This window comes from Pseudomonas sp. Z18(2022) (genome assembly GCF_036346535.1).
Lineage (GTDB): Bacteria > Pseudomonadota > Gammaproteobacteria > Pseudomonadales > Pseudomonadaceae > Aquipseudomonas > Aquipseudomonas yamanorum_A.
Map to the genome: position 1 here is coordinate 391,869 of NZ_JAOTOA010000001.1, position 22,186 is coordinate 414,054.

A 22,186-nucleotide genomic window follows, 5' to 3' on the forward strand; every position below is an offset into this window, starting at 1 on the left:
ACTCGATCACAGGGCAGCCAACCCACGGGCCAGATCGGCCTGCAAGTCAGCAACGTCTTCCAGGCCCACGGCAATGCGGATCAGGCTGTCGCGAATACCGGCCGCTTCACGCTCCTGCGGCGCCAGGCGGCCGTGGGAGGTGGTGCTTGGGTGAGTGATAGTGGTCTTGCTGTCACCCAGGTTGGCGGTGATGGAGATCAGGCGGGTTGCATCGATAAAGCGCCAGGCGCCCTCTTTGCCGCCCTTGACCTCGAAACTCACCACGGCGCCGAAACCACGTTGCTGGCGCTGGGCCAACTCGTGTTGCGGGTGGCTCTTGAGCCCGGCGTAGTGGACTTTCTCGATGCCGTCCTGCTGCTCCAGCCACTCGGCCAAGGCTTGGGCGTTGGCACAATGGGCCTTCATCCGCAGGCTCAGGGTTTCCAGGCCTTTAAGGAAGATCCAGGCGTTGAACGGGCTCAGGGTCGGGCCGGCGGTGCGCAAGAAGCCCACCACTTCCTTCATCTGTTCGCTGCGACCGGCAACCACACCGCCCATGCAACGGCCCTGGCCGTCGATGAACTTGGTGGCCGAATGCACGACGATATCCGCGCCCAGCTTCAGCGGCTGCTGCAATGCCGGGGTGCAGAAGCAGTTGTCGACGATCAGCATCGCGCCCTTGGCGTGAGCCACCTCGGACAATGCGGCGATGTCTACCAGCTCGGCCAACGGATTGGACGGCGACTCGACGAACAGCAATTTGGTGTTGGCCTTGATGGCCGCGTCCCAGCCGGACAGGTCCGCCAGCGGCACGTAGTCGACTTCGATGCCAAAGCGCTTGAAGTACTTTTCGAACAGGCTGATGGTCGAGCCAAACACGCTACGCGACACCAGCACGTGGTCGCCGGCGCTGCACAGGCTCATCACCACCGCAAGAATCGCGGCCATGCCCGTGGCGGTGGCAACGGCTTGCTCGGCGCCTTCCAGCGCGGCGATACGCTCTTCGAACGCACGCACGGTCGGGTTGGTGTAGCGCGAATAAACGTTGCCCGGCACTTCACCGGCAAAGCGCGCAGCGGCGTCGGCCGCGGTGCGGAACACGTAGCTGGAGGTAAAGAACATCGGGTCACCGTGCTCACCTTCCGGGGTGCGGTGCTGGCCGGCGCGCACAGCCAGGGTATCGAAAGCTACGCCATCGAGGTCGCTGTCCAAGCGACCGGCATCCCATTCCTGACTCATGCTCTACTCCTCAACTCAATGCTTTAAAAATCCAAACGCCCCCAGGCATAACCTGTAGGAGCGAGCTTGCTCGCGAAAGGCTCAAGAACAGCGCGCTAATTCAGAATGCCCGCGTCATCGTTGACGACCTTCGCGAGCAAGCTCGCTCCTACATTGTCAGCCACCGATACCAGGGCCGGTGTCTACTCAGTTGTTGTACAGGTCGATGATCGCGCTGACCGCCTGGGTCTTGATCTTCGAGGAATCGTTACGGGCCTGCTCGATCTTGTTCAGGTAGGCCTCGTCGACATCGCCGGTGACGTACTTGCCGTCGAACACCGCGCAGTCGAACTCCTCGATCTTGATCTTGCCACCGCCGACGGCTTCGATCAGGTCCGGCAGGTCCTGGTAGATCAGCCAGTCGGCGCCGATCAGGTCCGCAACGTCCTGGGTCGAACGGTTGTGGGCGATCAGTTCGTGGGCGCTCGGCATGTCGATGCCGTACACGTTCGGGTAACGCACGGCTGGCGCGGCGGAACAGAAGTAAACGTTCTTGGCCCCGGCTTCGCGGGCCATCTGGATGATCTGCTTGCAGGTGGTACCACGTACGATGGAGTCATCCACCAGCATCACGTTCTTGCCGCGGAATTCCAGCTCGATGGCGTTGAGCTTCTGGCGTACCGACTTCTTGCGTGCTGCCTGGCCAGGCATGATGAAGGTCCGGCCGATGTAGCGGTTCTTGACGAAGCCTTCGCGGAATTTCACGCCCAGGTGGTTCGCCAGTTCCAGCGCTGCGGTGCGGCTGGTGTCCGGGATCGGGATAACCACGTCGATGTCGTGATCCGGGCGCTCGCGCAGGATCTTGTCGGCCAGCTTCTCACCCATGCGCAGACGCGCCTTGTACACCGAAACACCGTCGATGATCGAATCCGGACGCGCCAGGTAGACGTGTTCGAAGATGCACGGGGTGAGTTTCGGGTTCAGTGCGCACTGACGGGTGTGCAGCTTGCCGTCTTCAGTGATGTAGACCGCTTCGCCCGGCGCCAGGTCGCGGATCAGGGTGAAGCCCAGCACGTCCAGGGACACGCTTTCGGAGGCGATCATGTACTCGACGCCTTCGTCGGTGTGACGCTGGCCGAACACGATCGGGCGGATACCGTGGGGGTCGCGGAAACCGACGATACCGTAGCCGGTCACCATCGCTACGACGGCGTAACCACCGACGCAACGGTTATGCACGTCAGTCACGGCGGCGAACACGTCTTCTTCGGTCGGCTGCAGCTTGCCGCGCTGGGCCAGCTCGTGGGCGAACACGTTCAGCAGTACTTCGGAGTCCGAGTTGGTGTTGACGTGGCGCAGGTCAGATTCGTAAATCTCCTTGGCCAGCTGTTCAACGTTGGTCAGGTTGCCGTTGTGCGCCAGGGTGATGCCATACGGCGAGTTGACGTAAAACGGCTGGGCTTCAGCCGACGTCGAACTGCCCGCGGTCGGGTAGCGCACGTGACCAATGCCCATGTGCCCGACCAGGCGCTGCATGTGGCGCTGATGGAACACGTCACGCACCAGACCATTGTCCTTGCGCAGGAATAACCGGCCGTCGTGGCTGGTCACAATACCGGCAGCATCCTGGCCGCGGTGCTGGAGGACGGTTAGCGCGTCATACAGCGCCTGATTCACGTTCGACTTACCGACGATACCGACGATGCCACACATGCGACGCAACCCCTACTTAATGAATCTTGACTGAACACAACTTACTGAGGCGTTTTGGCCGGCAAGAGGTGTTCCTTGAACGGAAGATCAGCGGGTACGCTGATCCCGCTGGCCAGCCACTGACTGCTCCACCCCAAAATGAGGTTTTTGGACCAATCTGCAACCAATAGAAATTTTGGCACGAGTACCGACTCCTGCCACCACGAATCCTGCTGTACCGGCCCCAGGCTCAACAGCCCGACCGCCACAACCACCAGCAGCCCGCCACGGGCGGCGCCGAAGGCCATGCCGAGAAATCGATCGGTCCCGGAGAGGCCGGTGACACGTATCAATTCGCCGATAAGATAATTGACCATTGCCCCCACCAACAACGTGGCGATGAACATGATGGCGCAGCCCGCGATGACGCGAGCCGAAGGTGTCTCGATGTATCCGGCCAGGTAGACCGACAATGACCCGCCGAACATCCAGGCTACAACCCCTGCGATGATCCATGTCAGCAACGACAGTGCTTCTTTAACGAAGCCGCGGCTTAGACTGATCAAAGCGGAGATGGCGACGATTGCAACGATCGCCCAGTCAACCCAGGTAAATGGCACAGTTCAGCCTACAGACGGATAAGGCGGCGCATTTTAGCAGAGCGCCGGGCTATCGGTAAGCTGTGATTGGCAGTGCATTTGAAATCAATGAGTTGCGCCAGATAAATGCAGGAGCCGGCTTGCCGGCGATAGCGTCCTCGAGGCCGCCATCGCCGGCAAGCCGGCTCCTGCAGTTTTAACCGCGCTCAGGCTGGAAGCGAACCACAAAACCTTTCAGGTTCTGCTGGCGGTCCAGCAAGTCCCGCAGGCGATCGGCTTCGGCACGCTCGATCAACGGTCCGATAAAGACCCGGTTCTTGCCATCGGCACTGCGGATATAGGCGTTGTAACCCTGAGTACGCAGCTTTTTCTGCAACGCATCAGCACTTTCGCGGTTCGCCAGGCTGGCCAGCTGGATCGACCAAGTGATCGGCAAGCCGTTCGGATCGATGCGGCTCTGGCCCACGTCCGGCTTGCCCGGTGCAGCCGGTTGCGGCGCTACCGGTTTTGGCGCAGGCGCAGGCGTTGCAGGCTTGGCCGCGACGGCCGGAGCAGCAGGTGCAGGCTTCACCACCGGCACGCTCGGCTGAATCGGCATCGACGGCGCTTGCTGTGCAGCCACTTCGTCATCGGTTGGCACCGGCTCTTCTTCAGGCAACGCCTGCGGCTCGGGCACCACCACCGGCTCAACCTGAACCTGCGGCACCGCTGGCGCCTGTGGCGCAGCCGGAGCTTCTACAACCACCTGGCGCTGCTCGTCCTGGCGGGAAAACAGCATCGGCAGAAAAATCACCGCCAACGCCACCAGAACCAGGGCTCCGACCATTCGCTGCTTGTATGCGCTATCCAGTAATGCCATGTGCAGCTTCCTCCGTGGAGCGCCGGGACAACCATTCGAGCGCCTCGGCAACACAATAAAATGATCCGAACAACAGAATCTCATCCTCAGGCGTCGCAATCGCGCACTGGGCTTCCAGGGCGGCTGTCACGCTTGCATGGGACGTCACCGACGCACCAAGGTTCTGCAACGCTACCTGCAACTCGGCGGCAGGACGACTGCGTGGCGTATCCAGCGGCGCAACTGCCCAGGCTTGAACGTTGCCCAGCAAGGGCGCAACCACGCCATCCAGGTCTTTATCGGACAACAACCCGAACACCGCCAGGCGGCGACCGACAGGCGGCGTGCGCGCCAGGCGCTTGGCCAGATATTCGGCGGCGTGAGGGTTATGCCCCACGTCCAGCAACAGGTTCAGGCGCTTGCCATTCCAGTCGAAGGCACGTCGATCCAGACGCCCCACCACGCGAGTAGCCTGCAACGTAGCGGCAATCTGCTCGGCATGCCAGGGCAAATCCAGCAACAGATAGGCTTGCAGGGCAAGGGCCGCGTTTTCCATCGGCAGGTTCAGCAGCGGCAGGTCGCGCAACTCGACAGCCTGGCCGCGCGCATCAAGCCCGCGCCATTGCCAATGCTGCTCGCCAATCTCGAGATTGAAATCACGCCCACGCAGGAAGAACGGGCAATCCAGCTCACGCACCTTGTCCAGCAAGGTATGCGGCGGATCCAGGTCGCCGCACAGTGCCGGCTTGCCCTGGCGGAAGATCCCGGCCTTTTCATAGGCCACGGATTCACGGGTGTTACCCAGGTAGTCGGCATGGTCGACGCCGATGCTGGTGACCAGCGCCAGGTCGGCATCCACCACATTGACCGTATCCAGTCGCCCGCCCAGGCCAACTTCCAGCACCACCACATCGAGTTGTGCACGCTCGAACAGCCAGAACGCCGCCAGGGTGCCCATCTCGAAATAGGTCAGGGAAATTTCGCCACGCCCGGCATCGAGTGCGGCGAAGGCTTCGCAGAGCTGCTCGTCAGTGGCTTCGACGCCATTGAGTTGCACCCGCTCGTTGTAGCGCAGCAGGTGCGGCGAGTTGTACACGCCGACCTTCAGGCCCTGGGCTTGCAGCAAGGCTGCGACAAAGGCGCAGGTAGAGCCCTTGCCGTTGGTGCCGGTGACCGTGATCACGCGCGGCGCCGGCCTGCCCAACCCGAGGCGGGCCGCTACCTGTTGCGAGCGCTCCAGGCCCATGTCGATGGCTGACGGATGCAACTGCTCAAGGTAGGCGAGCCATTCGCCCAGGGTACGTTGGGTCATATGTTTGCAGGCACCGGCGGCACGACGATCGGCTCTACTTTAGGTGCGACGTACACAGGTGTCGGCAGGCCCATCATTTGTGCCAGCAGGTTACCCAGGCGCGGACGCAGTTCGCCACGCGCAATGATCAGGTCGATCGCGCCGTGCTCCAGCAGGAATTCGCTGCGCTGGAAGCCTTCCGGCAGTTTTTCGCGCACGGTCTGCTCGATCACACGCGGGCCGGCGAAGCCGATCAGGGCTTTGGGCTCACCGACGATCACGTCACCCAGCATTGCCAGGCTGGCGGAAACGCCGCCGTAGACCGGATCGGTCAGCACGGAGATGAACGGAATACCTTCTTCACGCAGACGCGCCAGTACCGCGGAGGTCTTGGCCATTTGCATCAGGGAAATCAGTGCTTCCTGCATCCGCGCGCCGCCGGACGCTGCGAAGCAGATCATCGGGCAACGGTTTTCCAGGGCGTAGTTGGCGGCACGTACGAAACGCTCACCGACGATGGCACCCATGGAACCACCCATGAAGGAGAATTCGAAGGCGGAAACCACTACCGGCATGCCCAGCAGCTTGCCGCTGACGGAAATCAGCGCGTCCTTTTCACCGGTCTGCTTCTGGGCAGCGGTCAGGCGGTCCTTGTACTTCTTGCCGTCGCGGAATTTCAGACGGTCAACCGGCTCCAGGTCGGCGCCCAGCTCGGAGCGACCGTCGGCGTCGAGGAAGATATCAATGCGGGCGCGGGCGCCGATACGCATGTGGTGGTTGCACTTGGGGCAAACGTCCAGGGTCTTTTCCAGCTCCGGGCGGTACAGCACCGCGTCGCAGGATGGGCACTTGTGCCAAAGACCTTCAGGAACCGAGCTTTTCTTCACCTCGGAACGCATGATCGAGGGGATCAGTTTGTCTACTAACCAGTTGCTCATGCTTTCTTTCTCCAGTACCGGTGGCTTGAACACAGCCCCGCGTATGCCCTTGAGCTAAATTCATATGTGGCGATGACACAAGCTGGACGGGGTCAGACGTTCGACCTGCCATTTCCTGCCTGTGTCCTCAGCCTTCCAGACAACCTGCCATGCAGGGTTGCCACTTCATTTCCGGGCCTCCCACAGGCGGCGCCGGGCTGTTTTACACAGTGGTAGTTATGGACGGCGGCAGACTGCCAGCCGTCACATCGTCCCGCTGCTGTCGCGCACGGCTTGCATGAATGCGCGAATCTTTGCGTGATCCTTGATGCCCTTGCCCTGCTCCACCCCGCCGCTGACGTCCACGGCATACGGCCGAACCTGCTGGATGGCACTCGCCACGTTGCCTGGATTCAGACCGCCGGCGAGGATGATCGGCTTACTCAAGCCCTCGGGAATCAACGACCAGTCGAACGCTTCTCCAGTGCCACCGGGAACGCCTTCGACGTAGGTGTCGAGAAGAATCCCGCGAGCGCCAGTATAAGCAGCGCATGCCGCAGCGATATCGTCACCGGCCTTGACCCGCAGCGCCTTGATATACGGACGCTGATAGCTTTCGCACTCGTCAGGGCTTTCATCGCCATGGAACTGCAGCATGTCCAGTGGCACGGCATCGAGGGTTTCGTTGAGTTCGCAGCGGCTGGCGTTGACGAACAAGCCCACGGTGGTCACGAATGGCGGCAACGCGGCAATGATCGCCCGCGCCTGCACCACATTCACCGCCCGCGGGCTCTTGGCATAAAACACGAAACCGATGGCATCGACCCCCGCCTCGACCGCCGCCAACGCGTCTTCTATGCGGGTAATCCCGCAAATCTTGCTGCGAACGGCAGACATGTCGTTGAAACCTCAGGGCGTGTCCGGGAAAGTCCCGGATGGTAACAAATGCTTTTGAGGGCGTCAGCCGCCAAGTTCGCTGAAACCTGTGAGGAAGTGTGGCCCGATGAACCGCTGGGGCAGTTCGAACTCGTCGCGATACTCCACATCCACCAGGTACAGGCCGAACGGATGCGCCGTGACACCGCCGGTGCGGCGAATCCGGCTTTCCAGCACTTCCTTGGCCCACTCCACCGGGCGTTCGCCGGTACCGATGGTCATCAGCACCCCGGCAATATTGCGCACCATATGGTGCAGGAAGGCCCCGGCGCGGATATCCAGCACGATCATCTTGCCGTGGCGCGTCACCCGCAGGTGATGGACCTCCTTGATCGGCGACTTGGCCTGGCACTGGCCGGCACGAAACGCGCTGAAATCGTGGATACCCACCAGATGCTGGGCCGCTTCAGCCATACGCTCGGCGTCCAGCGGGCGGTGGTTCCAGGTGATTTCTTCGTTGAGGTGCGCCGGACGAATCTGATCGTTGTAGATCACATAGCGATAACGCCGGGCAATGGCCTTGAAGCGCGCATGAAAGTGCGCGGGCATCACCTTGGCCCAACTGACGCTGACGTCGTGGGGCAAATTGATATTGGCGCCCATGACCCACGCCTTCATCGTGCGCTCGGCCTGGGTATCAAAGTGCACCACTTGCCCGCAGGCGTGCACACCGGCGTCGGTACGCCCGGCACACATCAGCGAGACCGGCGAGTCGGCGACTTTCGACAAGGCCTTCTCCAGGGTTTCCTGCACCGTCGGCACGCCGGAGGCCTGGCGTTGCCAGCCACGATAGCGCGAGCCTTTGTATTCCACGCCCAGGGCGATTCTGAAAAAGCCTGCGGCCGCCATTTCGGCGGCCGCGTTATCTATATTTGCCAAGAACTGAGAGCCTGATGAGTTGCGCAAAGGCGGCCATTATAAGGCTGCGAGCCGTGCGTGGGGCTTTTTGTAGGAGCGAGCTTGCTCGCGAAGGTCGTTAACGATAACGCGCCAGCCCAGGATAACCGCGGTGCCTGGACGGTCTTCGCGAGCAAGCTCGCTCCTACAGGGGAAGGTATCAAGCCAGCCGGCCGAGCATTTCCTTGGCTTCGCCTTTCTGGCCGTCATCGCCCTCGTTGAGCACTTCGGCGAGGATGTCCCGCGCGCCATCGGCGTCGCCCATGTCGATGTAGGCCTGGGCCAGGTCGAGCTTGGTCGCCACTTCGTCGGTGCCGGAGAGGAAGTCGAATTCCGGTTCGTCGCCACCCAATGCCGCATCTTCGGCAGTGAAGGACGGTTCGATCGGCGGATGCTCCAGGCTTTGGGACAGGCGATCCAGTTCGGCGTTGACGTCGTCAAGCTCCGAAGCGAACGCGTCCGGTTTGGCCGCAGCAGGCGCCTCGGGCTCGTCGGCCAGGGACAGGTCGAAATCTTCCGGCAGGTCGAGGTCGTCCAGGTCAGCTGGCGTCAGGGTCGGCGGCTCTACCGGCGGCAGGTCCTTCATCTGATCTTCAAGGCCGGAGAGGAAGTCGTCGTCGGACTGGGTCGACGATGGCGGATCAAGTTGCAGGTCCAGGTCGAAGTCCGAGAGGTCCTCCTCGCTGGCCTTGGCCTCGGTCTGCTGCTGCAGCACGGACTCGAAGCTCAGGTCGTCCGCTTCCGGGTTGACCACGGCCGGCGAAGCGGCTTCCAGGTCGTCCAGGCTCAGGTCGAAATCGGTGTCAAACGCGTCCAGCTCGGGCGCAGGTTCCGGCGCGGGTGCAGGCGACGCGGGTTCGTCCTTGAGCAGGTCCTTGACGTACTGGGCGTCGAGGGCCGCAGCGGCAACGGCAGCGCTGACGCCCGCCGCGAGCACAGCCATGGCCGGGAAACGGCTCTTCAGCTGTTCAACCTGGGCATGGTTGTCACCGTTGGCGACCAGTTGGCGCTCCTGGGTGACGAACCCGTCCTTGTTGCCCTGCAAACCGTGAACTTCCATCAGCTTGAGACGCAGGTCGCTGCGGGCAGGCTCTTGCTTGATCGCCTCTTCCAGCACTTCAGCGGCCTGGTTCAGATGACCACGGTCGATGTGCGACTGGGCTTGCGCCAGGGCGTCGGCTGGACGCTCGGCAGCCACCGGGGCCACGACCGGTGCAATCACTGGAGCCACCACCGGAGCAACGACTGGCGCTGGAGCCGGGGCCAGCTTGACGTTCGGCGGCGGTACATCAAGGCCTTCGAAGCTGTCGGATGGCAGGTCGTGATCAATGTTCGGCGCAAACTCCGGCTCTTCAGCCAGGGCCCGCGCCATGCGCAGGTGCTTTTCTTCTTCAAGGCGCGCGTTGCGATGGCGGGCCCACAGCAGTAGCAGCAACAGCACCAGCAAACCCGCCGCGCCGCCGATCACGCCGAGCACGATCGGGTTGGTCAGCAGGTCGTTGAATTTGCCTTCGGTGGTGGCGGGCGCGGCGTCAGCCTTGACCGGCGTTTCGACCGGCGCAGCCGCCGGGGTTGCCGCCGGAGCGGTCGCTGCCGGTGTGGCCGGTTGTGCAGCCAGCTCGGCCGGCATCGTCGCGGTGGTTGCAGGCTGCGCTGCAGCGCCACCCGGGGTCTGCAACTTGGCCAGTTGATTGTTCTTGAGCTCGATCAGCCGCTGCAACTTGTCCAGCTGACTTTGCAGGTCAGCCATGCGGCTTTTCAGTTCTTCATTTTCGCGACGGGTCGAATCCAGGCTTTCCTGGGTCACCGCCAGCTTGTTGCTCAAGGCCCGGATGTCGCCCGCCCCGCCCTTCACGCCTTTCTTGGCGGCTTCAGCCGAGACCAGGCTCAGGTTGTCCTTGGTATTGGTCTGCGAAGGCGCATTACCCGCCTGGGTACGCTTGGTGGCATCCAGTTGCGCCTTGCCGGCGAGCTGATTGCCGCCGCGACGCCCCTCGCGCCACGCAGCGTTTTGCGCAGTCACTTCAGCAATCGCCTCGGGCTGCGGCAGGCTGGTGCTCTGCCCCGAATCCGGCAGGCGCAGGACCTGGCCGGTTTTCATGCGGTTGATGTTGCCGTCGATAAAGGCGTCAGGGTTCAGCGCCTGGATGGCCAGCATGGTCTGCTGCACCGAGGCGCCATTGCGATTCTTCGCAGCGATTTCCCACAACGTGTCGCGGGAAGTCGTGGTGTGTTCCTTGGGCTTGCTGATGGCCGGAGCCGTCGCAGGCGCGTTCAGGCGTGGCGCCGATGCTGGTGCTGGCGCACCGGCTGCCGGGGTCGACTGATCGAACTTGGCCGGGTCGAGCAACACGCTGTAGTCGCGCATCAGGCGGCCGTTGGGCCATTGCACCTGCAGCAGGAAACGTACATAGGAATCAGGCAGCGGCTTGCTGGAGGTGACACGCACCACACTGCGGCCGTTGGGATTGACCACCGGGGTAAAGGTCAGGTCGTTCAGGAACGCCTGGCGATCAACGCCCGCGTCCACAAAGGCTTGGGACGAAGCCAGGCTGGGGGTGATCTCGGAAGCGGTCAGGCCGCCGACGTCGAGCAACTCGATTTCCACCGACAGCGGCTGGTTCAGCTTCGACTTGAGGGTCATCTCCCCAAGTTGCAGTGCTTGCGCCATACCGGAGGACAGCGCCGAGGCGGCCGCTATTGCTAACACCAGTTTGCGAACTTGAACCATAGCCTCATCCTTTTTGAACACTCCTCGGCCCGCGAGAAGGTTGGTAACCGCTGCCATTAGGCATGGCGAGCCGATAGGTCACCGACGCGCAATTTTTCCAGCTTGGGGCCAAGCATAGCGCTTGGCTAGAATCAATCTACAAATTGCCGCCAAGTATCTTTTACACAAGGCCTTTTATCAACAACTGCGCCAGTTGCACGGCGTTCAGTGCGGCCCCTTTGCGTACGTTATCTGACGCCAGCCACATATTTAGTTCCGCCGGGTCATCGACTCCGGCGCGAACACGGCCGACATAAACCACGTCCTGACCCACCGCATCGCCAACAGCAGTAGGGTAATCACCCTCTTCCACCCGCTCGATACCCGGTGCTGCGTCCAGGGCTCGGTTGACGGCGGCGAGGTCGACCGCTGCGCCCAATTGCAGTGACACAGTCAGGCTATCGCCAAAAAACACCGGGGCTTGAACGCAAGTGACGGAAATCTTTAGTAAAGGCATTTCCAGCACGGCGCGTAATTCGTGCACCAGGCGCTTTTCCAGGGCGGTGTGGCCCTGGGCGTCGGGCTTGCCGACCTGGGCCAGCAGGTTGAAAGCCATCTGCCGGTCGAAGAACTTCGGTTCCAGCGGGCGCACGTTCAACAGCTCGGCGGTCTGCCGGGCCAGTTCGCTGACGGCTTCGCGGCCCTGGGCGGACACGGCGAGGTTGGCGGTGACGTTGACGCGCTGGATATCCAGCAAACCGCGCAGTGGCGCGAGCACCACGGCCAGGGCGGTGGCCGATGGGCTTGGGCTGCTGACCTGATAAGGCTTTTTCAGGCCGTCCAGGACGTGGGCGTTGGCTTCCGGGACCACTTGCGGCGCCTGATCGGCGGGCAAGGCACCGGACAGGTCGATCAGGGTGCAGCCGGCGGCGGTGGCGCGCGGCGCAAAACTCAAGGTGACCGCCGGGCCGGCGGCGAAGAACACCAGCTGGACTTTGCTGAAATCAAATTCGTCGACTTCCCGCACCCGCACGTTCTTGCCACGAAACGGCACCGAATGCCCGGCCGACTCGCTGCTGGCCAGCAGGTGCAGGTTGCCCACCGGGAAGTCCTGTTCTTCGAGGATCTGCACCAGGGTTTCGCCAACGGTGCCGGTGGCGCCGATCACGGCAATATCAAAGGTCTGGGTCATGGGGGCTGCCTCGGGCATTGCGGGGGGAGCGGCACTTTACCGGGTGGCTGGGGGTGAGGCAATTCGCCTGGGGCTTGGGGTGAGGCTGATGGCCCCATCGCGGGCAAGCCCGGCTCCCACAGTTGACCGAGTAATTCAGGCAAACACCGTTCAATGTGGGAGCCGAGCTTGCCCGCGATGAGGCCCGAAAGCGCAATAAAAAACCCGCGCCTGTCACCAGAGCGCGGGTTTTCTCATAACAAGCAGCGATTACCGCTCCAGCAGAATCCGCAGCATACGACGCAACGGCTCAGCCGCGCCCCACAGCAGTTGGTCGCCCACGGTGAACGCGCCCAGGTACTGAGTGCCCATGTTCAGCTTGCGCAGACGGCCAACCGGTACATTCAGGGTACCGGTCACCTTGTTCGGGCTCAGTTCCTGGATGCTGATATCGCGGCTGTTCGGCACCAGCTTGACCCAAGGGTTGTGCTGGCTGATCAGCCCTTCGATGTCGGCGATCGGCACGTCTTTGTTCAGCTTGATGGTCAGCGCCTGGCTGTGGCAGCGCATGGCGCCGATGCGCACGCAGATGCCGTCCACCGGGATCGGGCTCTTGAAGCGACCGAGGATCTTGTTGGTCTCGGCCTGGGCCTTCCACTCTTCACGGCTCTGGCCGTTAGGCAGTTCCTTGTCGATCCAAGGGATCAGGCTACCGGCCAATGGCACACCGAAGTTCTCGGTCGGGTAGGCGTCACTGCGCATGGCTTCGGCCACACGGCGGTCGATGTCGAGGATCGCGCTGGCCGGGTCGGCCAGTTGATCGGCAACAGCGGCGTGGGTCGCGCCCATTTGCTTGATCAGTTCACGCATGTTCTGCGCGCCGGCACCGGAGGCCGCCTGATAGGTCATGGCGCTCATCCACTCCACCAGGCCGGCTTCGAACAAGCCGCCCAGGCCCATCAGCATCAGGCTGACGGTGCAGTTGCCGCCGATGTAGTTCTTGGTGCCCGCGTCCAGCTGCTGGTCGATCACCTTGCGGTTCACCGGGTCCAGCACGATAACCGCGTCATCCTGCATGCGCAGGCTGGAAGCGGCGTCGATCCAATAGCCCTGCCAGCCGGCTTCGCGCAGCTTGGGGAAGACTTCGCTGGTGTAGTCGCCGCCCTGGCAGGTCAGAATGACGTCGAGGGTCTTCAGTTCTTCAATGTTGTAGGCGTCCTTGAGCGGAGCAATGTCCTTGCCCACAGACGGCCCTTGACCACCCACATTGGAGGTGGTGAAAAACACCGGCTCAATAAGATCGAAATCCTGCTCTTCCAGCATCCGCTGCATGAGCACGGAACCGACCATACCGCGCCAACCGATCAGACCTACACGTTTCATCGCAACTACACCTTGTTCAAAAGTGGGCCGCCTTGCAGCAACATCTGCAAGCGGGCCCGAGAGATTACAGATTCCGTAGCGCGGCGACTACTGCGTCGCCCATTTCTTGCGTACCGACCCTGGTGCAACCCTGGGACCAGATGTCGCCGGTGCGCAGGCCCTGGTCGAGCACCAGGCTCACCGCCTTCTCGATGGCATCCGCCGCGTCGGTCAGGTTGAAGCTGTAACGCAGCATCATCGACACGGACAAAATGGTCGCCAGCGGGTTGGCAATGCCCTGGCCTGCGATGTCCGGCGCCGAACCGTGGCACGGCTCGTACATGCCCTTGTTGTTGGCGTCCAGGGACGCCGACGGCAGCATGCCGATGGAACCGGTGAGCATCGACGCCTGGTCGGACAGGATGTCGCCGAACAGGTTGTCGGTGACGATCACGTCGAACTGCTTCGGTGCACGCACCAGCTGCATGGCGGCGTTATCGACGTACATGTGGCTCAGTTCAACGTCCGGGTAGTCCTTGGCGACTTCCTCGACAATTTCGCGCCACAGCTGGCTAGACGCCAATACGTTGGCCTTGTCCACCGAGCAGACCTTCTTGCCACGCACGCGGGCCATGTCGAAACCGACACGGGCGATACGGCGGATTTCGCTTTCGCTGTACGGCAGGGTGTCGTAGGCCTGGCGCTCACCATTCTCCAACTCGCGCACGCCCCGTGGCGAGCCGAAGTAGATACCGCCGGTCAGTTCGCGGACGATCAGGATGTCCAGGCCAGCAACGATTTCCGGCTTCAGGCTGGAAGCGTCGGCCAGTTGCGGGTAAAGGATCGCCGGGCGCAGGTTGCCGAACAGACCCAGTTGCGCGCGGATCTTCAGCAGGCCGCGCTCAGGGCGAATGTCACGTTCGATCTTGTCCCATTTCGGGCCACCCACGGCGCCCAGCAGCACGGCATCGGCTGCACGGGCACGGTCCAGGGTTTCGTCGGCCAGGGGCACGCCGTGCTTGTCGATGGCCGCGCCGCCGATCACGTCGTGGCTCAGTTCGAAGCCCAGGCTGTACTTGGTGTTGGCCACTTCCAGCACCTTGACCGCTTCGGCCATGATTTCCGGACCAATACCGTCGCCAGGGAGAATCAGAATCTGCTTGCTCATGCGTTCCTCATTTCATCAAGCGACCCGCCCGCAGGCAGGTCGGGAAAAATTAATCAGCGTTCGGCCCACACCACCAGCACGTCGGTGCTGAAGGTGCCGTCGGCTTGAATCTCGAAATAATCACGCACTTCCTGGCCCATCGCCTTTTGCAGCTCAAGAATCGCCGCACGCAAGACCTCGGGGGTGCGCATGCGCTCTACCCACGAGGTGTATTCCAGGCGCAGGCGCTGGCGGCTGCTGTTGCGTACATGCAAACCGGCTTCGCTCAACTGGTGCATCCACTCGCCGGCGGAATAATCGCGCACATGGCTGGTGTCGCGCAGCACTTCGACGGTTTGCAGGTAAGTGTCCAACAGCGGGCTGCCCGGTGACAAGACGTCAACAAACGCCGCCACGCCACCCGGCTTGAGCACCCGGCGCACTTCGCGCAGGGCCAGGCCAAGGTCGCTCCAGTGGTGGGCCGAGTAGCGGCTGAACACGAAGTCGAACTCACCGTCGGCAAACGGCAGGCGCTCCGCGGCGCCGTGCACCGTGCGGATATTGTCCAGGCCACGGTCCACGGCAGCGGCGGCGACCACATCGAGCATTTGCTGGGACAGGTCGTAGGCCACCACTTCCTTGACCAGCGGGGCAACGTTGAAACTCACGTGCCCGGCGCCGCAACCCAGGTCCAGCAGGCGTGCAGCGCCCTGCCCGGCCAGCTCGGCCTGGAGCAGCGCGAACTCGGTGCCTTGAGCGTGCACGGCACTGCTCAGGTAGGCCGAGGCCTGTTCGCCGAATTGTTTTTGCACGACTTGGGTGTGGGCGGTGCTGGTCATGGTGATTTTCCTTGGGTTTCGGGGTGTTTGTACGGGCGCTATCGCAGGCAAGCCAGCTCCTACAGTTGACCGGGTTCACAGGTCAAAAAGTGGGAGCGGGCTTGCCCGCGATGGGGCCCGCACGGCCTACCTCAAATCAAGCGTCGCGAAACAACCACGGCTGGCTGGCCCGGTGCTTGGTTTCAAACGCTGCAATCGCATCGCCGTCCTGCAAGGTCAGGCCGATATCGTCCAGGCCATTGATCAGGCAATGCTTGCGGAAGGCGTCCACTTCAAAGTGATACACCTTGCCGTCCGGACGGGTCACGGTCTGTGCCGCCAGGTCCACGGTCAACTGGTAGCCCACATCGGCTTCCACTTGCTTGAACAACTCATCCACTTCGGCATCGCTCAAGATGATCGGCAGCAGGCCGTTCTTGAAGCTGTTGTTGAAGAAGATGTCGGCGTAGCTCGGCGCGATGATGCTGCGAAAGCCATATTCTTCCAGGGCCCACGGCGCGTGCTCACGGCTGGAGCCGCAACCGAAGTTTTCCCGGGCCAGCAGCACGCTGGCACCCTGGTAACGCTCGGCGTTGAGTACAAAGTCTTTGTTCAGCGGGCGTTTGGAGTTGTCCTGGTAGGCATAGCCCACGTCCAGGTAGCGCCACTCGTCGAACAGGTTCGGGCCAAAGCCGGTGCGCTTGATCGACTTCAAGAACTGCTTCGGAATGATCTGGTCGGTGTCCACGTTGGCACGGTCCAACGGCGCGACTAAACCGGTGTGTTGGGTAAAAGCTCTCATCGGGTATTCCTCAGATCAATTCGCGAACGTCGATGAAACGACCGTTGACGGCAGCCGCAGCAGCCATGGCCGGGCTAACGAGGTGGGTACGCCCACCGGCGCCCTGACGCCCTTCGAAGTTACGGTTGGAGGTGGACGCGCAATGCTCGCCCGACTCCAAACGGTCCGGGTTCATCGCCAGGCACATCGAGCAGCCCGGCTCACGCCATTCAAAACCGGCTTCGAGGAAGATCTTGTCGAGGCCTTCGGCTTCGGCCTGGGCTTTAACCAGACCCGAACCTGGCACCACGATCGCCTGCTTGATGGTCGAGGCAACCTTGCGGCCCTTGGCGATCACCGCCGCAGCGCGCAAATCTTCGATCCGCGAGTTGGTGCAGGAGCCGATGAATACGCGGTCCAACTGGATGTCGGTGATCGCCTGGTTGGCTTTCAAGCCCATGTATTTCAAGGCGCGCTCGATGGAGCCACGCTTGACCAGGTCGGTTTCCTTGGCCGGGTCCGGCACGTTCTGATCAACAGCCAACACCATTTCCGGCGAGGTGCCCCAGCTGACTTGCGGCTTGATCTGGGCGGCGTCGAGGGTGACCACGGTGTCGAACACCGCATCGGCGTCGGAAACCAGGTCTTTCCAGGCTTCTACTGCAGCGTCCCAATCGGCACCGCTCGGCGCGAATGGGCGACCCTTGACGTAGGCAATGGTCTTTTCGTCTGCTGCCACCATGCCTACACGGGCACCGGCTTCGATGGACATGTTGCAGATGGTCATGCGGCCTTCGATGGACAGGTCGCGAATCGCGCTGCCGGCGAATTCGATGGCATGGCCGTTACCGCCGGCGGTGCCGATCTTGCCGATCACGGCGAGCACGATGTCTTTGGCAGTAACGCCGAACGGCAATTCACCCTCGACCTCTACCCGCATGTTCTTCATTTTCTTGGCGACGAGGCACTGAGTGGCGAATACGTGCTCCACCTCGGAAGTGCCGATACCGTGAGCCAGGGCACCAAACGCGCCGTGGGTGGAGGTGTGTGAGTCGCCGCAGACCACGGTCATGCCCGGCAACGTGGCACCCTGCTCCGGGCCGATCACGTGGACGATCCCTTGACGCACGTCATTCATCTTGAATTCGGTGATGCCATATTCGTCGCAGTAATCATCGAGGGTCTGCACCTGAAGGCGCGACACGGTGTCGACGATGGCGTCGATCCCGCCTTTACGCTCCGGGGTAGTCGGCACGTTGTGGTCCGGGGTGGCGATGATCGAGTCGACACGCCAAGGCTTGCGCCCGGCCAGTCGCAGGCCTTCGAACGCTTGAGGCGAGGTCACTTCATGGATGATGTGACGGTCGATGTAGATCAGCGACGACCCATCATCGCGCCGTTTCACTTCATGGGAATCCCAAAGCTTGTCGTAAAGCGTTTTGCCGGCCATCACGCGGTCCTCATCAGGTGTTTCTATGCCCCGGGCCTTGAACGATTCAATAACCCTTTGGCTTGTGAGGCTGATGGTATGGCGCTACATTAAATAACTCAAATTCATATTTTTTATGCTTTGGATTACCAACTGGAATACGACAATGGACCTGGCCAACCTCAACGCCTTTATCGCCATCGCCGAGACCGGCAGCTTCTCCGGCGCCGGTGAACGCCTGCACCTGACCCAACCGGCCATCAGCAAGCGCATCGCCGGTTTAGAGCAGCAATTAAAGGTGCGACTGTTCGACCGACTGGGGCGCGAAGTCGGCCTCACCGAAGCCGGCCGTGCGTTATTGCCCCGGGCTTATCAGATTCTCAACGTGCTGGACGACACCCGGCGCGCCCTGACCAACCTCACCGGCGAGGTCAGCGGGCGCCTCACCCTGGCCACCAGCCATCATATCGGCCTGCACCGCCTGCCGCCGGTGCTGCGCACGTTTACCCGGGAATACCCGAACGTCGCCCTCGACATTCAGTTTCTAGATTCGGAAGTTGCCTACGAAGAAATCCTCCATGGGCGGGCCGAAGTGGCGGTGATTACCCTGGCCCCGGAGCCGCATACTCTGGTGCGTGCGACACCGGTGTGGGACGACCCGCTGGACTTCGTGGTGGCGCCGGAACACAGCCTGATCAGCAACGGCAGCGTCAGCCTGGCGGACATCGCCCGGCACCCGGCAGTGTTTCCCGGTGGCAACACCTTTACCCACCACATCGTGCAGCGGCTGTTCGAGGCCCAGGGCCTGACGCCGAATATCGCCATGAGTACCAACTACCTGGAAACCATCAAGATGATGGTCTCCATCGGCCTGGCCTGGAGCGTGTTGCCGCGCACCATGCTGGACGATCAGGTGGCACGCATCGCTTTGCCGGGCATACAGCTCAGTCGCCAGCTAGGCTATATCGTGCACACCGAAAGGACGCTGTCGAACGCTGCGCGGGCTTTCATGAGCCTATTGGATGCACAGGTCGATCTGCCAGGGAATCAGGCTTGAATCGCCGTGGCCCCTAGACCGTGAACCCGCGCCGAACGCCCATTGAGCCAAGGCCCTTTGATAATGCGCAACCCCGCCGATTCCGTGCCACCCCTGCCCCGCATCCACGCCCTGGACCCACAGGAGGCGGAGCAAAGCTGGGACAGCGCGCCGCAACTGCTGGCGGCGCTCAACGCTGCCCGGCTGGGCGCCTGGAGCTGGGACATCGACACCGGCCGGATAAGCTGGTCCCGGGGCACCCAGGCGTTGTTCGGCTTCGATCCGCGCCAGCCCCTGCCCAAAGACCTGGAATACCTCGACCTGCTGGCCCCTGAGGACCGCGCCAAAGTGGTTCGCGCGTTTCATGCCGTACTCGCGGGCGAGCCGTTCGCCCAGGCCATGCACCACCGCATCCAATGGCCGGATGGCAGCCTGCACTGGCTGGAAATCAACGGCAGCCTGCAGCCGCAAAAGTCCGGTCGCCGACGGATGATCGGGGTGATCCGCGAGATCACCCAGCAGCGCGAACGCGAACACGCCCTCAGCCATTCGGAAAAACGCTTCGCCACACTGTTTCACCTGTGCCCGCTGATGGTGCTCTTGACCCGCCAGGCCGACGGCCTGATCAGCGAAGCCAACCAATACTTCGAAAGCCTGTTCGGCTGGCCGCTGGCTGATGCCATTGGCCGCAGCACCCTGGACCTGGGCCTCTGGGTGCACCCCGAGCAACGCGCACTATTGACTAAGGCCACCCAGCGCAAAGGCACGCCCATCACCATGGAAGTGCAGTTTCGCGCCAGCAACGGGCAAATCCACGATGGCACCCTCAGCGCCCAGAAAGTCGAGCTGGACGGCGAGGACTACCTGATCAGCACCTTCCTCGACACCACCGAACGCAAGAACGCCGAGCAAGCCCTCAAGGACAGCCAGGAGCGCCTGGACCTGGCGCTGGATTCGGCACAGCTGGGCACCTGGGACTGGCACATTCCCAGCGGCATGCTCTACGGCTCGGCCCGCGCCGCCCAATTGCACGGCCTGGAACCCCAGCCGTTCCACGAATCCTTCGAGGCCTTTTTTGAAGGCATGCCCAATGAAGAGCGCGAGAACATGCGCAACGCCTACCGCACCCTGCGGGAAGGCCCGGCGGGCAACTACCAACTGACCTACCGCGTGCAACTGGAAGATGGCAGTTCGCGCTACCTGGAGAGCCGCGCCCGCCTCTATCGCGATGAGCTGGGGGCGCCATTGCGCATGGCCGGGACCCTGCTCGACATCACCGACCAGGTGGAACGCGAGCAACGCCTGATCGCCTCGGAAGAAAAATTTGCCAGCCTGTTCCTCGCCAGCCCCGACCCGATTTGCGTCACGCGCCTGGAAACCGGGCAGTTCATCGAGATCAACCCGGCCTTCACCCAGACCTTCGGCTGGACCGCCGCCGAGGTGATCAACAACAACGCCGAACAGATCGGCCTGTGGGACGAGTCCAGCCAGCGCCTGCAGCGCATCGAGCAGGTGATTCGCGAACAAGCCCTGAGCAACGTGGCAATCATCGTCCATCACAAAAACGGTCAGGCGCTGAACTGTGTGATTTCCAGCCGCCTGATCCAGGTGGGCGACCAACCGTGCATCGTCACCACCCTGCGGGACATCACCCAACAGCAACGCTCGGAAGCGGCACTCAAGGCCAGCGAGGAGAAATTCGCCAAGGCTTTTCACTCCAGCCCCGACGCGGTGTCAATCACCGAGCGCGATACAGGGCGCTACGTGGAGGTCAACGACGGTTTCTGCCGCCTCACCGGCTACCGTGCCGAAGAAGCGATTGGCCTGACGCTGTACCAGATCGGTATCTGGGCCGACGAAAACCAGCGCGCCGCATTGCTCGCCGAGCTGCAGATCAAGGGCCGCATCCATCATCTGGAAATGCTCTGGCACAACAAACGTGGCGACGTGCTGGCGGTGGAAGTGTCGGTGGAGCCCATCACCCTCAATGAAACGCCGTGCCTGCTGCTGACCGCGCGGGACGTCAGCCTGCTGAAAAACGCCCAGGCGCAGATTCGCCACCTGGCCTATCACGACCCACTGACCAACCTGCCCAACCGTGCGCTATTGATGGACCGCCTGAGCCAGCAGATCGCCCTGCTCAAGCGCCACAACCTGCGGGGCGCGCTACTGTTTCTCGACCTGGACCACTTCAAGCACATCAACGATTCCCTCGGCCACCCGGTGGGTGACACGGTGCTGAAAATCGTCACTGCACGCCTCGAAGCCAGTGTGCGCATGGAAGACACCGTGGCGCGCCTGGGTGGTGATGAGTTTGTGGTGCTGCTCAGCGGCCTGGAAGGTACGCGCTCGCAAGTCAGTGTCCAGGTCCAGGAACTGGCCGACACCCTGCGGGAGCTGTTGTCGGAGCCGATGTTTCTCGACGGCCACCGCTTGCAGGTCACCCCCAGCATCGGCGTGGCACTGATTCCCGATCACGGCTCCACCCCGGCGGATCTGCTCAAGCGCGCCGACATCGCCCTGTACCGGGCCAAGGATTCGGGGCGCAACACCACCCAGATGTTCCATAACAGCATGCAGAAAACCGCCAGCGAGCGCCTGCGCATGGAAACCGACCTGCGCCTGGCCTTGTCTCGCGGTGAATTCAGCGTGCACTACCAGCCACAGGTGGATGCCCGGGGCAACCGGATCGTCGGCGCCGAGGCCCTGGTGCGCTGGCAGCACCCGCAACTGGGCGCGCAGTCGCCGACTGAATTTATCAAGGTGCTGGAAGACAGCGGGCTGATCCTGGAGGTGGGCACCTGGATCCTCGACGAAGCCTGCGGGACCTTCGCGCAATTGATCGCCGAGGGCCTGGTGGACCCGCTGAACTTCAGCCTGTGCGTCAACATCAGCCCCCGGCAGTTTCGCCAGAACGACTTCGTGGAGCGGGTGGAACGCAGCCTGCGCACTCACCAACTGCCCTTCACGCTGCTGAAGCTGGAAATCACCGAAGGCATCGTGATCCAGAACCTGGACGACACCATCAGCAAAATGCGCCGCCTGAAAAAGCTCGGCGTGAGTTTTGCGATGGATGACTTTGGCACGGGCTATTCATCACTGACCTACCTCAAGCGCCTGCCGGTGGATGCGCTGAAGATCGACCAGTCGTTTGTACGCGATGCGACTCACGACCCTAACGATGCGGAGATTATCCGCGCCATTGTGGCCATGGCCCGCAGCCTGAATCTGGAGGTGATTGCCGAGGGTGTGGAAACCCCTGAACAGCTGGCATTTTTGCAGGGCTTGGGCTGCCATTTGTACCAAGGGTATTTGCACAGTCGACCGCTGCCGATGGAGGGGTTCAGGCAACTGTTGTTGTAGGC

At 62.2% G+C, this 22,186-nt stretch carries 17 protein-coding genes; 2 read left to right on the forward strand and 15 right to left on the reverse strand.

Annotation, left to right across the window (positions count from 1 at the left end; translation table 11 throughout):
* Window positions 1-6: 6 nt before the first annotated feature.
* The 15 genes from V3W39_RS01805 to leuC form a co-directional block, all read right to left on the reverse strand.
* Entirely contained in the window at window positions 7-1,218 is a 1,212-nt protein-coding gene (locus tag V3W39_RS01805; RefSeq protein WP_008438742.1) for an O-succinylhomoserine sulfhydrylase, read from the reverse strand.
* A gap of 186 nt (window positions 1,219-1,404) precedes the next feature.
* Window positions 1,405-2,910, reverse strand: coding sequence for an amidophosphoribosyltransferase (gene purF, locus V3W39_RS01810; RefSeq protein ID WP_003212683.1), 1,506 nt, complete (start codon window positions 2,908-2,910; stop codon window positions 1,405-1,407).
* A gap of 41 nt (window positions 2,911-2,951) precedes the next feature.
* Complete coding sequence (locus tag V3W39_RS01815; RefSeq protein ID WP_003212681.1) at window positions 2,952-3,509, reverse strand: CvpA family protein; 558 nt, start codon at window positions 3,507-3,509, stop codon at window positions 2,952-2,954.
* Window positions 3,510-3,684: 175 nt separating this feature from the next.
* Window positions 3,685-4,347, reverse strand: coding sequence for an SPOR domain-containing protein (locus tag V3W39_RS01820; protein ID WP_177043945.1), 663 nt, complete (start codon window positions 4,345-4,347; stop codon window positions 3,685-3,687).
* Window positions 4,331-5,638, reverse strand: coding sequence for a bifunctional tetrahydrofolate synthase/dihydrofolate synthase (folC, locus tag V3W39_RS01825; RefSeq protein WP_177121310.1), 1,308 nt, complete (start codon window positions 5,636-5,638; stop codon window positions 4,331-4,333). The genes V3W39_RS01820 and folC overlap by 17 nt, the downstream gene beginning before the upstream one ends.
* Window positions 5,635-6,555 carry an acetyl-CoA carboxylase, carboxyltransferase subunit beta gene (accD, locus tag V3W39_RS01830; RefSeq protein WP_177043947.1) on the reverse strand — a complete coding sequence of 307 codons (921 nt, stop codon included), beginning with the start codon at window positions 6,553-6,555 and terminating at the stop codon, window positions 5,635-5,637. The genes folC and accD overlap by 4 nt, the downstream gene beginning before the upstream one ends.
* 243 nt (window positions 6,556-6,798) lie before the next feature.
* Window positions 6,799-7,431 carry a phosphoribosylanthranilate isomerase gene (locus V3W39_RS01835; RefSeq protein WP_330212104.1) on the reverse strand — a complete coding sequence of 211 codons (633 nt, stop codon included), beginning with the start codon at window positions 7,429-7,431 and terminating at the stop codon, window positions 6,799-6,801.
* Window positions 7,432-7,494: 63 nt separating this feature from the next.
* Window positions 7,495-8,319: a tRNA pseudouridine(38-40) synthase TruA gene (truA, locus tag V3W39_RS01840; protein WP_177044041.1), complete on the reverse strand. Its 825-nt coding sequence runs from the start codon at window positions 8,317-8,319 to the stop codon at window positions 7,495-7,497.
* 208 nt (window positions 8,320-8,527) lie between these two features.
* Entirely contained in the window at window positions 8,528-11,098 is a 2,571-nt protein-coding gene (locus V3W39_RS01845) for a FimV/HubP family polar landmark protein (RefSeq protein ID WP_330212105.1), read from the reverse strand.
* Window positions 11,099-11,258: 160 nt separating this feature from the next.
* Entirely contained in the window at window positions 11,259-12,269 is a 1,011-nt protein-coding gene (locus V3W39_RS01850; RefSeq protein ID WP_177043950.1) for an aspartate-semialdehyde dehydrogenase, read from the reverse strand.
* A gap of 249 nt (window positions 12,270-12,518) precedes the next feature.
* Window positions 12,519-13,631 carry an aspartate-semialdehyde dehydrogenase gene (gene asd, locus V3W39_RS01855; RefSeq protein ID WP_177043951.1) on the reverse strand — a complete coding sequence of 371 codons (1,113 nt, stop codon included), beginning with the start codon at window positions 13,629-13,631 and terminating at the stop codon, window positions 12,519-12,521.
* Between the two features lie 64 nt (window positions 13,632-13,695).
* Entirely contained in the window at window positions 13,696-14,778 is a 1,083-nt protein-coding gene (gene leuB / locus V3W39_RS01860; RefSeq protein WP_330212106.1) for a 3-isopropylmalate dehydrogenase, read from the reverse strand.
* A gap of 53 nt (window positions 14,779-14,831) precedes the next feature.
* Window positions 14,832-15,596, reverse strand: a complete 765-nt coding sequence (locus V3W39_RS01865) for a class I SAM-dependent methyltransferase (protein ID WP_318301608.1) — start codon at window positions 15,594-15,596, stop codon at window positions 14,832-14,834.
* Window positions 15,597-15,732: 136 nt separating this feature from the next.
* Window positions 15,733-16,377 (reverse strand): 3-isopropylmalate dehydratase small subunit, encoded by a 645-nt coding sequence (gene leuD / locus V3W39_RS01870; protein ID WP_094953214.1) that lies wholly within the window; start codon window positions 16,375-16,377, stop codon window positions 15,733-15,735.
* Window positions 16,378-16,387: 10 nt separating this feature from the next.
* Entirely contained in the window at window positions 16,388-17,806 is a 1,419-nt protein-coding gene (gene leuC / locus V3W39_RS01875; protein WP_177043953.1) for a 3-isopropylmalate dehydratase large subunit, read from the reverse strand.
* Window positions 17,807-17,951: 145 nt separating this feature from the next.
* Between leuC and V3W39_RS01880 the strand changes: the two genes are divergently transcribed.
* Entirely contained in the window at window positions 17,952-18,842 is an 891-nt protein-coding gene (locus V3W39_RS01880; RefSeq protein ID WP_003212656.1) for a LysR family transcriptional regulator, read from the forward strand.
* A 63-nt stretch (window positions 18,843-18,905) separates the two neighbouring features.
* Window positions 18,906-22,184, forward strand: coding sequence for an EAL domain-containing protein (locus V3W39_RS01885; RefSeq protein WP_177043954.1), 3,279 nt, complete (start codon window positions 18,906-18,908; stop codon window positions 22,182-22,184).
* The last annotated feature ends 2 nt before the right edge of the window (window positions 22,185-22,186 follow it).

Bases quoted from the DNA above. Each gene is read 5' to 3' on its own strand.
- truA (WP_177044041.1), bottom strand. From the start codon at position 8,319: ATGGCGGCCGCAGGCTTTTTCAGAATCGCCCTGGGCGTGGAATACAAA.
- V3W39_RS01865 (WP_318301608.1), bottom strand. From the start codon at position 15,596: ATGACCAGCACCGCCCACACCCAAGTCGTGCAAAAACAATTCGGCGAA.
- purF (WP_003212683.1), bottom strand. From the start codon at position 2,910: ATGTGTGGCATCGTCGGTATCGTCGGTAAGTCGAACGTGAATCAGGCG.
- leuD (WP_094953214.1), bottom strand. From the start codon at position 16,377: ATGAGAGCTTTTACCCAACACACCGGTTTAGTCGCGCCGTTGGACCGT.
- V3W39_RS01820 (WP_177043945.1), bottom strand. From the start codon at position 4,347: ATGGCATTACTGGATAGCGCATACAAGCAGCGAATGGTCGGAGCCCTG.
- V3W39_RS01885 (WP_177043954.1), top strand. From the start codon at position 18,906: ATGCGCAACCCCGCCGATTCCGTGCCACCCCTGCCCCGCATCCACGCC.
- asd (WP_177043951.1), bottom strand. From the start codon at position 13,631: ATGAAACGTGTAGGTCTGATCGGTTGGCGCGGTATGGTCGGTTCCGTG.
- V3W39_RS01850 (WP_177043950.1), bottom strand. From the start codon at position 12,269: ATGACCCAGACCTTTGATATTGCCGTGATCGGCGCCACCGGCACCGTT.
- V3W39_RS01845 (WP_330212105.1), bottom strand. From the start codon at position 11,098: ATGGTTCAAGTTCGCAAACTGGTGTTAGCAATAGCGGCCGCCTCGGCG.
- V3W39_RS01880 (WP_003212656.1), top strand. From the start codon at position 17,952: ATGGACCTGGCCAACCTCAACGCCTTTATCGCCATCGCCGAGACCGGC.
- leuB (WP_330212106.1), bottom strand. From the start codon at position 14,778: ATGAGCAAGCAGATTCTGATTCTCCCTGGCGACGGTATTGGTCCGGAA.
- V3W39_RS01835 (WP_330212104.1), bottom strand. From the start codon at position 7,431: ATGTCTGCCGTTCGCAGCAAGATTTGCGGGATTACCCGCATAGAAGAC.
- V3W39_RS01805 (WP_008438742.1), bottom strand. From the start codon at position 1,218: ATGAGTCAGGAATGGGATGCCGGTCGCTTGGACAGCGACCTCGATGGC.
- leuC (WP_177043953.1), bottom strand. From the start codon at position 17,806: ATGGCCGGCAAAACGCTTTACGACAAGCTTTGGGATTCCCATGAAGTG.
- folC (WP_177121310.1), bottom strand. From the start codon at position 5,638: ATGACCCAACGTACCCTGGGCGAATGGCTCGCCTACCTTGAGCAGTTG.
- accD (WP_177043947.1), bottom strand. From the start codon at position 6,555: ATGAGCAACTGGTTAGTAGACAAACTGATCCCCTCGATCATGCGTTCC.